The 11,884-nt window shown below is 36.3% G+C and carries 10 protein-coding genes; 9 read left to right on the forward strand and 1 reads right to left on the reverse strand.

The window, feature by feature from the left end; translation table 11 throughout:
• Window positions 1-91 precede the first annotated feature (91 nt).
• Both K0U91_RS11585 and K0U91_RS11590 read left to right on the forward strand, forming a co-directional pair.
• Entirely contained in the window at window positions 92-3,697 is a 3,606-nt protein-coding gene (locus K0U91_RS11585; RefSeq protein ID WP_220179742.1) for a choice-of-anchor L domain-containing protein, read from the forward strand.
• Between the two features lie 102 nt (window positions 3,698-3,799).
• Window positions 3,800-6,160, forward strand: a complete 2,361-nt coding sequence (locus tag K0U91_RS11590; RefSeq protein ID WP_220179743.1) for a choice-of-anchor L domain-containing protein — start codon at window positions 3,800-3,802, stop codon at window positions 6,158-6,160.
• 76 nt (window positions 6,161-6,236) lie between these two features.
• On the opposite strand, the gene rsmA is transcribed toward K0U91_RS11590, so the two are convergent.
• Window positions 6,237-7,007: a 16S rRNA (adenine(1518)-N(6)/adenine(1519)-N(6))-dimethyltransferase RsmA gene (gene rsmA / locus K0U91_RS11595; RefSeq protein WP_220179744.1), complete on the reverse strand. Its 771-nt coding sequence runs from the start codon at window positions 7,005-7,007 to the stop codon at window positions 6,237-6,239.
• 92 nt (window positions 7,008-7,099) lie between these two features.
• On the opposite strand from rsmA, the gene K0U91_RS11600 reads away from it, so the two are divergent.
• From K0U91_RS11600 to rluF, 7 genes are all read left to right on the forward strand, one after another.
• Complete coding sequence (locus K0U91_RS11600; RefSeq protein WP_219969499.1) at window positions 7,100-7,996, forward strand: cell division protein FtsX; 897 nt, start codon at window positions 7,100-7,102, stop codon at window positions 7,994-7,996.
• A 2-nt stretch (window positions 7,997-7,998) separates the two neighbouring features.
• Window positions 7,999-8,298, forward strand: a complete 300-nt coding sequence (locus K0U91_RS11605) for a DUF3098 domain-containing protein (RefSeq protein ID WP_219969498.1) — start codon at window positions 7,999-8,001, stop codon at window positions 8,296-8,298.
• 115 nt (window positions 8,299-8,413) lie between these two features.
• Window positions 8,414-9,235: an undecaprenyl-diphosphate phosphatase gene (locus tag K0U91_RS11610; RefSeq protein WP_220179745.1), complete on the forward strand. Its 822-nt coding sequence runs from the start codon at window positions 8,414-8,416 to the stop codon at window positions 9,233-9,235.
• A gap of 2 nt (window positions 9,236-9,237) precedes the next feature.
• Window positions 9,238-9,648, forward strand: a complete 411-nt coding sequence (locus K0U91_RS11615) for a hypothetical protein (protein WP_220179746.1) — start codon at window positions 9,238-9,240, stop codon at window positions 9,646-9,648.
• Complete coding sequence (truB, locus tag K0U91_RS11620; RefSeq protein WP_220179747.1) at window positions 9,645-10,343, forward strand: tRNA pseudouridine(55) synthase TruB; 699 nt, start codon at window positions 9,645-9,647, stop codon at window positions 10,341-10,343. The genes K0U91_RS11615 and truB overlap by 4 nt, the downstream gene beginning before the upstream one ends.
• Before the next feature lie 80 nt (window positions 10,344-10,423).
• Entirely contained in the window at window positions 10,424-10,933 is a 510-nt protein-coding gene (locus tag K0U91_RS11625; RefSeq protein WP_219969494.1) for a hypothetical protein, read from the forward strand.
• Window positions 10,933-11,655 (forward strand): 23S rRNA pseudouridine(2604) synthase RluF, encoded by a 723-nt coding sequence (rluF, locus tag K0U91_RS11630; protein WP_220179748.1) that lies wholly within the window; start codon window positions 10,933-10,935, stop codon window positions 11,653-11,655. The genes K0U91_RS11625 and rluF overlap by 1 nt, the downstream gene beginning before the upstream one ends.
• The last annotated feature ends 229 nt before the right edge of the window (window positions 11,656-11,884 follow it).

Genomic DNA, 11,884 nt, shown 5'->3' on the forward strand with positions numbered 1-11,884 from the left:
AAAATATACAATTTATGTTAATAGTAATATATGTATGGGTGAATTAAATTTAAATCAAAAAAAATAGTATTTTTGTTAGAAATAATACAAAATGTTTAATAAAAGTGCAGGAAGTTTATTTTTGGCTTTATTTTTAGCTCTTCTTGGAAATTTTACATTTTCTCAGAACAGGGAAAAAGGTAAGAGTATCATGAAAGCTTCTTCTCAGACAATGAAAGCAGGCGCTTTTATTGATGTAAATACAGCCGGCTATCCGGAGTCTTCATATAGTATAACCCAATTGGTAAAAGATGTTCTTATTGCCGGCGGTTCAGCATGTTCTACAGCGAATGTAAGCAATGTTGTTGTATCACCTAATTTAGCAGTGAGCAATCAGGCAAGAACCTGGGGTTTCTTTAATAAAGGAACTACCAATTTCCCGTTTGCAAAAGGAATCGTTCTCACAACAGGTCATGCCAGAAAAGCTGGAAATACTTTTCAGTCATCAGAACTTAGTGATGGTGTCCCGACCCAAGGTGATACAGATCTGGCAACAGCTCTTGGTATTTCTAATGTCAATTTAAAAGATGCAACTTACATAGAATTTGATTTTGTTCCGAGTTCCACAGAAGTTAAATTTAGGTATCTTTTTGCTTCAGAGGAGTATGAAAATAATTATCCTTGTACAATTGGTGATGGTTTTGCATTATTGCTGAAAAAAGTTGGAGACCCTAATTATATTAATTTGGCAGTATTGCCTGGTGGAGCAGGACCTGTAAGTGTTACCAATATTCACCCTGCTAATGAATTTGACGGCACACCTCTTGGCTGTGGAGCGGCGAATGCTTCATATTTCGGAGGCTATAATAATGCCGCGATCGAGACGAATTTCAGTGGCCGTACGGTTCCATTAACAGCACAAGCAACCGTAATTCCTGGCCAGACTTACCATTTTAAAATGGTTTTGGCAGATTTTCAAGATGCTGCTTTCGATTCGGGGGTATTTTTAGAAGCGGGTTCGTTTGACATAGGAGTGCAAATTTTAGGACCTACTGGCGTTCAGCTTCCGCCGTCTATTAATGTTTGTGATAATGCTCCGCAGACTTTCACGGCATCAGTTCAGATTCCAAATGCTACTTACCAGTGGTTTTTAGGAACAACGCCAATCCCTGGAGCAACCAGTGCATCTTATATTGCAACTCAGCCTGGAGTATACTCTGTTGAGGTTACCATTCCTGGAAATTCGTGTCCCGGAAAAGCTACAGTGACAATTGTTGGCGGAACTTCGCCGACTGTACAGAATGCTACATTGACGAGCTGTTATGCTGCAGGCAATGTGACTTTTAACTTAACTTCAGCACAAGCTTCTATAAGTACAACGCCGGGAGCTACATTTTCATATTATGTCAATCAGGCTGATGCCAACGCAGGAAATGCAAGTACAATTGCTGTACCGACTGCCTTTTCCAGTGCAGGAAATCAAACTATCTATGTTTTAGTTAAAAATGGTTTCTGCTCTAAAGTTGCACAGTTACAGCTGGTCAAAGCTGCTGAAATCACAGCTACGATAGCACCGCCGCAAGTATTGACGTGTACCAATTCTCAGATCATATTAAATGCTTCAGCATCTGTTTATCCTGCAGGATCTACATTTGCATGGACAACGACAGGAGGAAATATAGTATCGGGTGGAACCACTCTAAACCCAGTCATTAATGCGGCAGGAACATATACATTAACGATCTCAAATACGTTTGCAGGAAACGTAACCTGTACCGGTGTTGCCAATGTCACAGTGACAGGAAACAGCGCGCCGCCAACTACTGGGCTTACAGCAAGTAAAATAATAATTTGCTCCGGAGAAACAGTTACTTTAACCGCTACTGGCGGAGTAACGTACAATTGGGGAGGCGGACTTCCCGGAAATGGTGCAACCCAGATTGTAACACCAACAGCAAACACAACGTATACAGTAACCGCAGTTGGTGCTAACGGTTGTGTTTCGACTACACCGGCTACAGTAACCATTCAGGTTTCTCAACCGTTTACCGCTCAGAATGCAAGTCTTATCAAATGTTTTCAGCAGGGAAATATTACATATGATTTAACTTTCGCACAAAGCCAGATCAGTACAGCATCCGGATTAACATTTACGTATTATGTAAACCAGGCTGATGCAAATGCCGGAAACACAAATAATATAACGACCCCAACAACATTCTCAAGTGCAGGAAACCAAACAATTTATGTTCTTGTAACAAATGGAGGATGTAAATATGTTGTTACGTTACAATTATTGACAACTGCGCCGACAACATTGACCATCGCTGCACCACAAACAATAACATGTACAACCGCTCAGGTGACTTTAAATGCATCAGCATCTGTAATCCCTGCAGGATCTACAGTGGTGTGGACGACAACAGGAGGGAACATCGTATCTGGTGCGAATACGCTAAACCCTATCGTTAATGCTGCAGGAACGTATACTTTAACAGTAACTAATGTTACTCAACCCGCAAATTTAACATGTACATTTACGGCAACGGTAACAGTTATACAGGATAAGGTTTTACCTGTTGCAAATTTAACGTCTACTTTCCAGCAAATTTGTCCGGGAGAATCTGTTACCTTAACGGCTTCAGGAGGTGCAACATATAATTGGGGGAATGGTCTTACAGGAAATGGGCCTACACAAACTGTTTCACCAGCTACTACTACAATATACACTGTTTTTGCAGTTGGTGCCAATGGTTGTATTTCTACCAATCCTGCGTCTATAACCATTGTCGTGGGTCCGCCAACAGCAATCGTTGCTGCTTCTAAAAGTAAAATATGTGCCGGCGAATCAGTTACTTTAACAGCGAGTGGAGGTTTCACGTATAACTGGGTAGGATTACCGGGTAACGGAAATACACAAGTAGTTACACCAACAGTTACCACTACGTATTCAGTTTTTGCATTGGGAGGAAACGGATGCGTATCAACCACACCTGCAACGATAACTATTGAAGTTGTTCCGGCAATTGTTTCTACATTAAAAGATGTATATGCATGTGCTGGTGATGCAGGAATTCTAGATGCAGGCGCGGGACCGAACTATACTTATTTATGGAGCACTGGTGCTACTACACAAACAATCTCAACAAATATCCCGGGATCTTATAGTGTAACCATCAGTAACGGAACCTGCTCTAAACTATTTACTGCTCAGCTAATTAATCCAGACCTTCCGCAATTTACCAACGTTGTCTTTGAAAACAATGTATTAACAATCACGGCTACCAATCCATCGGGTGGAGTGTTAGAATATTCTATTGACGGCGGTATCACTTGGCAGACATCTAATATTTTTTATAATATTTTAAATAATACCAATTACAGTTTGATGGTTAAAGTGAAGGATGCAAAATGTGGTAACACGTTACAATTCTTTACATTTGTGATCAGCAATGCAATTACTCCGAACAGTGACGGTGTAAATGACTTTATAGATTTTACGGGGATCAGTAATTACAAAAATTTTGCAGCTTCTATTTTCGACAGATACGGGGCACTTTTGTTCAGAGCAGATAAATCGAGTGTTATATGGGATGGCTCATTAAAAGGGATCAACCTTCCTACTGCTACCTATTGGTATCAGGTACAATGGGAAAATCCTGCAAGCAAAAAGCTCGAATTAAAATCGGGTTGGATTTTACTTAAAAACAGAAACTAAATAAAAAAGTCTCCAATTTTGGAGACTTTTTTTATATTAAAAATTTGACATATTTATATTATTTATGTAAAAAAAAACTAAATTTGTTGAAACAAAATTATTATGAAGAGATATCTACTGTTGTTTTCATTATTTCTAGCTTCTACAAGTGTTTATTCACAAACACTACAAACCAGGACACCACAAAAAGAAAAAATTTCAGCCGAATCAAAAAAGGCAGGTGTCTTTATTGATGTTAATACACCCACATATCCCGAATCTGCTTTTTCACCATTACAATTGGTGAAAGATGTTTTGATTTCATCAGGAACTAATACTTGTGTAACACCCACTGTTTCTAATGTTGTCGTTACTCCCAATCAAGCGGTAACATTTGCAGATAGAGCGTGGGGATATTTTCACAGAGGGACTACAAATTTCCCTTTCAAAGATGGAATCGTTTTGTCTTCAGGATTTGCCAGAAAGGCAGGAAATAGCGCAGAAGCATTTACTTTAAGTGATAGTAATACGGGTGGAAGTGATCCCGATTTGGCTACTGCAATCGGTGCATCTGGAGTACTTACTAATGCTGCAATTTTAGAATTTGATTTTACACCTACTACTTCTCAGATAAAATTTAACTATTTATTGGCATCAGAAGAGTATACCGGTTCATTTCCCTGCAGTTATGCAGATGGTTTTGCATTGCTTTTACGTCCTTCATCGGGCGGGCCTTATGTAAATATGGCTGTTTTACCTGCAGGAGCTGGCCCTGTAAGTGTTACAAATATACATCCTGCGATCGCTGGAAGTTGTGGAGCCGTTAATCCAACATATTTTGCAGGTTATAACACAGGAAATATTGAAACAAATTTTTATGGGAGAACCATTCCTCTTGAGGCAACGGCAACAGTAGTTCCTGGTCAGTCTTATCATTTCAAGATGGTAGTAGCAGATTTTGGTCCTGGTGGAGCCGATTCTTCTTATGATACCGCTGTATTTTTAGAAGGTGGCTCATTCAACATTGGGGTAGAATTGTTAGATCCATCAGGTGGTACGCTTCCTGCTGAAATTAATGTATGTGATAACGTTCCACAAGTAATCACGTCTTCAGTAAGTGATCCTAATTTGCTTTATCAATGGTTTTTTAACGGAAACCCGATTCCTGGAGCAACTACAAATGTAATTACAGCTGTGCAGCCCGGAAATTATACCATTGAAGTAAGTGTGCCGGGAAATCCTTGTCCAGGGACAGCAACAATAAAAATTAATGGCGGTACGACACCTGTAGCACAAGATGCTACATTCCGTTTATGCAGTACACCGGATATTACTACGTTTGATTTGAATAACGCAAAGCCACTAATCAGTCCGACAACAACTGCAACTTTCAGATTTTATGTAAATCAGGCAGATGCGATAGCTCAAAACGGTAATTTTATTCAGAATGTTGCCAATTATAACGGAACGAACGGACAGATTTTGTATGTTGTAGTTTCTGACGGTGGTTTCTGTAGTAAAACTGTTAAATTGACTCTTACAAGAGAAGTAACTCCTATTGCGGGTATTACCTCTTCAAAAATAAGAGTTTGCCCGGGCGAATCTGTAACGCTTACTGCATCTGGAGGTGTAACTTATCTATGGGATAATTTTTCGGGATCTGGAAATACGCAAACAGTAACTGTAAATCAAACAACAACCTTCACAGTGTATGCTATTGGAGCATTAGGATGTAAATCTTTATTGCCGGCTAAAATCACAGTTGAGGTAGTTCCGGCTATAACTTCTCCATTGCTTGATGTAGAAATGTGTATCGGTGATAAAATTACGCTTGATGCAGGTGGTACAGGTACCAATTATACCTATCTGTGGAACACAGGAGCTACAACTCAGACAATTGTAGCAACCCAATTGGGTATTTACACAGTTGTGATTGATAATGGTTTTTGTCAGAAGCTTTTTACAGTGAAAGTTCTTGGCGCATCCTCACCATTCTTTACGAATCTTAGCTATGAAAACAATACGTTAACAGCTACTGCAACCAATCCTTCTATCAATAATATCTTCGGAACTCTGGAATATTCTATTGACGGAACAAACTGGCAGGAATCTAATATCTTCACCAATTTGCTGGATAATACAACATACAATGTTCAGGTGAGAATCAAAGGAACAACGTGTATCGGAGGTGTTGAATTCTTTACCCTTCAGATCAACAATATCATTACGCCGAATCAGGATGGTGTGAATGATGTATTGGATCTTTCGGGCTTAAGAGATTTTAATAATTTCACAGGATCAATCTATGACAGATATGGTGTAGAAATGTTTAAATTCTCAAAAGAAAAGCCAATCTGGGATGGAACTGTAGGAGGTAAGAGATTGCCCACTGCAACTTACTGGTACAAATTTAACTTCGAGTACAAGAAGTCTAAAGTACAAATGAACAGATCTGGTTGGATTATGTTGAAGAATAGAGAATAATCTTAGATTTATAAAATAAAAAGCCTTTCAAAATCTGAAAGGCTTTTTTATTTAAAGTAAATGGAAGAAGTACAAGTTACATATTTTCTTTCCAGAGTTGAGTGAATGCTATGAAATCTTGAACGCTAAGTTCTTCAGCTCTTTTATCTAAAAATTCGTGGGTTTTTAAAGCTTCTGGTATATTGAGAACTTTCCATGAGTTGGAGAGTTTTTTTCTCCTCTGACCAAACCCGGCTTTCACAATTTGTTTAAAAAGCACTTCATTTCCAGCCAAGCCTTCTTTTGGGTTTCTGGTCAATCTGATAACACCTGATTTTACTTTTGGCGGCGGATTAAACACATTTTCATGAACGGTAAAAAGATAAGTTACATCATAATATGCCTGTACCAATACGGAAAGAATTCCGTAATCTTTGGTTCTTGGTACTGCAGCAGTTCTTTCGGCAACTTCTTTCTGAAACATACCTACCATTTCCGGAACGAGCTGATAATAATCAATAATTTTAAACAAAATCTGTGACGATATATTGTAAGGAAAATTCCCGATAATCGCAATTTGCTCACCATTGATAAAATTAAAATCCTGTTTCAGAAAGTCTCCCACGAAGGTTTCTTCGGTAGCTTTTGTATAGTTTTTTTTAAGATAATCGATAGATTCAGTATCTATTTCTGCCAGATATACGGTCTGTTCTTTTTCCAGAAGATATTTGGTGAGTACACCCATCCCGGGACCAACTTCCATGATGTTGTTGTAGTTTTCGTAGCTTAAGCCTTCTACAATATTTTTTGCGATGTTTTCATCAGTCAAAAAGTGTTGACCCAGATGTTTTTTTGCTCTTACACTCAAAGTTTATTTATGATTTCGTTAACAATGATTTTCTCTTATTCGTTCCAAATTTCGGTAGAATTTTTCTATTTTAGCCAAAAATTTTAATATTAATGGCGAAATCTGTAGAAGAGTTTAATAAGAAAAGACTTCGGTCTAGCAATATTACTGTAGTAATAAGTATTGCCTTAGTGTTATTTTTGTTGGGTTTGATGGGTTTGATTTTGATCAATGCACAAAAATATTCTGATTATCTTAAAGAACAACTCGTTGTGAATGCGTACTTTGACGAGAATTACGACGAAAAAGATTCGGCAAAAATTGTAAAGCAGGAAACCGAAGCGGTTCAGCAGATTCAAAAATTAGAATCAGTAAAACGTACAACGTATATTTCAAAGAAAATGGCTTCGGCTGAGGCTAAAAAAAGTCTGGGCGTAAACAGCGAAGCGCTTTTTGAAGATGATATTTTCCCCGCTTCTGTAGAAATTGCTTTAAAACCGGAATATACTGACTCTACAAAAATTGGTGCAGTTCTAACGCAGATCAAATCGGTGCCAGGAATTGTAGATGTAAAAAATGATTCAGATTCTCAAAAAATTTATGATAAACTGAATAAAATTCTAAAATGGATTTTGGCATTTTGTGTACTGTTTTTAGTGCTTGCGATTGTTTTAATCAACAATTCTATAAGACTGAAAGTCTTCTCAAAAAGATTTATTATCAAAACCATGCAGCTGGTAGGAGCGAAGAGAAGATTTATTCTGACTCCTTTTATTAAAGAAGCTTTGGTTCTGGGTCTGTTGGGAGCAGTATTGGCTCTTCTGGCTTTATCAGGACTTTGGTACTATTTTACCACTACAATAAAAACTCCTTTTGTACAAGATACCAACCAATATTTCTGGTTAGTACTTTTGATTTTCGGAGTAGGTATTTTCATCACAATATTAAGCACAATTGTTGCGACATGGAGGTTCTTGAGATCTAATGTTGACGACCTATATTACTCTTAAAAATGGGCAAAAAAACACGTGAATTTTCCGCATCAGATTTTGGTACGGAAAGAGAAGTTTCAAAAGAACAGACTTTTTACTTCGGACAGCAGAATTATAAATGGATGTTAATAGGTTTGGCCTGCATCGTTGTAGGATTTCTATTAATGATGGGTTCGGATGCCAACACCATTGACGGAAAGCTGGATCCAAATTCCTGGAACGACGATATTTTTTCGATCAGAAGAATCAGAATCGCACCTTTACTCATCGTGATCGGTTTTATAATTGAAGTGTATGCAATTTTGAAAAGAAAGAAATAAGAAAACATAAATTAAAAAGAACCATATGAATGGTTCAGATAAAAGTCGATTGTTCATCAATTGACTTTTTATTTAAGTTAAAACGCTGAGAAGCATTATTAATCATACATAAATTATGGATTTAATTAAAGCAATCATTATTGCGATTGTAGAAGGACTTACAGAATATCTACCCATTTCGTCAACAGCGCACATGGGTTTTGCGGCTAGTCTGATGGGCTTAGAGGAAACAGAATTTCTCAAAATGTTTCAGGTTTCTATACAGTTTGGAGCCATTTTATCGGTTGTGGTAGCGTATTGGAAAATGTTTTTTGACATTAAGAATCTTCAGTTTTATTTTAAATTGGGTTTTGCAGTGATTCCGGCTTTGGTTTTAGGATATATTTTTGATGACAAAATTGAGGCAGTTTTAGGAAATCAGATTGCAATTTCGTCAGTTTTAGTCCTCGGCGGAGTTGTTCTTCTCTTTGCAGACAAGTGGTTCAAAAGTCCTGTCATTCACGACGAAAAAGAATTATCAATAAAAAAGGCGGTAATCATCGGTTTTTGGCAATGTCTTGCAATGATGCCCGGAACAAGCAGAAGTGCAGCTTCTATCATTGGTGGAATGACGCAGGGTTTAACAAGAAAAGCAGCCGCAGAATTTTCATTTTTCCTTGCTGTTCCTACGATGTTGGCTGTTACAGTTTATTCAGTTTTTGTGAAAACTTGGGGCAAAGAAACTCCTAATCCAATGAAAGGTTACCAGATGATTCTTGAATCTCAAGATCACATTATGATATTTATTGTTGGAAATATTGTAGCATTTATCACAGCTCTTATCGCAATCAAAGCGTTTATTGGTATTCTGAACAAATATGGTTTCAAACCGTGGGGTTGGTACAGAATTATCGTCGGAATTGCTTTATTGGTTTATTTTTACTTTTTCAAAATTTAAAGGTGAAAAAAATAATCTTTAAGAATAGAATCGTCTATTTGCTTTCTGTTGTTTTTTTTAGTCTTTCCAGTTTAGTCTTAATTACAAATTTAGCAATTCAAATTGGTGAAAATTTCTCTTTATTTAGTTTTTTATACTTATCAGTTTTGGCAATCTTGTCAATAATTGTCTGTATCAAATTATTTGAAAAAGAAAAAAATGCAATTACTTATATAAATGTATTGTTGCCTATATTAATTATTTCAGTAATATTTAATTCATTAAAAATTTATTCTACTCATTATATTTATGAACCTGAAGATATCATATTTGCTATTTTGATGATAATTTTCTTAGTTATAATTAATAAAAATAAACTAGTATCAAGTGAAATTGCTAAAGAAGATGAAATTGACGAAATAGGTAAATCATGACATCAGAAAAATTACAAACCGGACATATTTTTTTATTAGATAAACCTCTGGACTGGACTTCCTTTCAGGCGGTCAATAAAATGAAATACAAGCTCAAAAGTGAGTTTGGTCTTCCCAAAAAATTTAAAATCGGTCATGCAGGAACTTTGGATCCGAGAGCAACCGGTCTTTTGATTGTCTGCACAGGAAAATTCACAAAGAAAATTCCGGAAATACAGGATGCTCCAAAAGAATATTGGACAGAAATTAAAATCGGAGTACGAACAGAATCTTACGATACCGAAAAACCTGAAATTCTTCAGCAGGATATTTCTCACATTACACAAACAAACGTTAAAGAAGCTTTAGAAAAATTTTTAGGTGAAATCGAACAGACTCCACCAATCTTCTCTGCCATTAAAATCGACGGGAAAAGAGCTTATGATATGGCGAGAGCTGGACAGGAGGTTGAAATGAAATCCAGAAAAACGACAATTAATTACATTACAGAGATAGAAATTAATTTTCCGTTGGTTAGTTTTGTGGTTGGCTGTTCAAAAGGAACCTATATTCGCAGTCTTGCTCATGACATTGGTCAGGAATTAGGAGTTGGTGCTTATTTAACACAATTGAGAAGAACAAAAATCGGTGATTATAAAGTAGAAGATGCTACTACAGATTTTTTAGAAAACGAATACAGATTCGAAAATTTATGATGAGAAATTTATTACTATTGTCATTTTTATTGATTTCACTACAATCATTTTCACAGGTCGATCAATCGAAGAAGCCAAAAATGAATTTTTATTTTAATCCAAACATTAATGTTGGATATAATTTGGGAAACAGAATTAAAGAAAATCAAAACAAAGATTCTTACGATTATCAGCAGAATGTTGCTCCTTTTCTACCAAATGATTTTACTTACGGAATCTCAGCAGTAGGAGGTTATCAATTTCTTCCTAACTTTGCAATCGGAACGGGATTGAAATACAGTTATATTGATCCCAATTTTCATATCATGTATTGGATGATTCAGCCAAAAATTATTTTTAATCCGGGAGACGAGGCTTTTTTTATTGATTTTACTTACGGAAAACAATTTAATAAGTCTGTGGTTTCAAATGCTGATTTCTGGAGTTTAAAAGCGGGTCTTCAGGTTTCTTATTCGAAAAGACTAAGTCAGGAAGGCGGTTTGTTTTTAGAGGGAGCTCAACTTGGAAATACTGGTGCTGTATTTATAGGATTAAGCTACGGAATTACGATTTTCAGTAATAAAAATTATACGATAGAAGGAATAGAATAATGGAAAAAACACGTATCAATAAATATCTTTCGGAAGTTGGTTACTGCTCAAGACGTTCGGCCGACAAACTTTTGGAAGAAGGCAGAATAACGATCAACGGAAAAGTTCCCGAAATGGGAACGAAAGTTTCTGACGAAGATGTTGTGGAGGTTGACGGAAAACCGATCCGTGAATCCGAAGAAAAGCCAATTTATATTGCTTTCAACAAACCTGTAGGAATTGTTTGTACTACAGATACGAAACGTGAGATTGATAATATCATTGAATATATTAACCATCCTAAAAGAATTTTCCCAATCGGACGATTAGATAAACCAAGTGAAGGTTTGATTTTATTGACGAATGACGGCGACATTGTAAATAAAATTCTTAGAGGAAAAAATAATCACGAAAAAGAATATTTGGTAAGAGTTGATAAGCCACTCAATACAAAATTTCTTGAAAAAATGCGAAACGGTGTGCCTATTTTAGATACCGTTACCAAAAAATGTGAGGTTGAGAGAATTGATGATATGACTTTCCGAATTGTTTTGACGCAGGGTTTGAACAGACAGATCAGAAGAATGTGTGAATTTCTGGGCTATGAAGTGAAAAAACTGAAACGTATAAGAATTATGAATATTAAACTTGATCTTCCTTTAGGAAAATGGAGAGAGCTGACTTCTGAAGAATTATCAGAACTTAACAACATGCTTGATGGATCCTCAAAAACTTTTGACTAAGATAGTACAATGCAGTATGTTTAAATACTGTAAACATAATACCTCAATCTTTTAAATAAAAAAAGAAATTAACTTTATTCAGATTTAAAATTCTTGATATTGTTATTTGATGAAAATTTCGTACTTTTGCACTCACTTTTGTGAACGTACTTTCGGCGAAGTAAAACATTAACAATTAACAACTTCCATATTTTTCAGGATTCACAGCAAAGCCGAAGTCTGTAAGAAT

The organism is Chryseobacterium sp. LJ668, assembly GCF_019613955.1.
Classification (GTDB): Bacteria; Bacteroidota; Bacteroidia; order Flavobacteriales; family Weeksellaceae; genus Chryseobacterium.

Excerpts from the sequence above, each read along its gene's own strand:
- K0U91_RS11585 (WP_220179742.1), top strand. The coding sequence starts at position 92 with ATGTTTAATAAAAGTGCAGGAAGTTTATTTTTGGCTTTATTTTTAGCT.
- K0U91_RS11590 (WP_220179743.1), top strand. The coding sequence starts at position 3,800 with ATGAAGAGATATCTACTGTTGTTTTCATTATTTCTAGCTTCTACAAGT.
- K0U91_RS11600 (WP_219969499.1), top strand. The coding sequence starts at position 7,100 with ATGGCGAAATCTGTAGAAGAGTTTAATAAGAAAAGACTTCGGTCTAGC.
- K0U91_RS11605 (WP_219969498.1), top strand. The coding sequence starts at position 7,999 with ATGGGCAAAAAAACACGTGAATTTTCCGCATCAGATTTTGGTACGGAA.
- K0U91_RS11610 (WP_220179745.1), top strand. The coding sequence starts at position 8,414 with ATGGATTTAATTAAAGCAATCATTATTGCGATTGTAGAAGGACTTACA.
- truB (WP_220179747.1), top strand. The coding sequence starts at position 9,645 with ATGACATCAGAAAAATTACAAACCGGACATATTTTTTTATTAGATAAA.
- K0U91_RS11625 (WP_219969494.1), top strand. The coding sequence starts at position 10,424 with ATGAATTTTTATTTTAATCCAAACATTAATGTTGGATATAATTTGGGA.
- rluF (WP_220179748.1), top strand. The coding sequence starts at position 10,933 with ATGGAAAAAACACGTATCAATAAATATCTTTCGGAAGTTGGTTACTGC.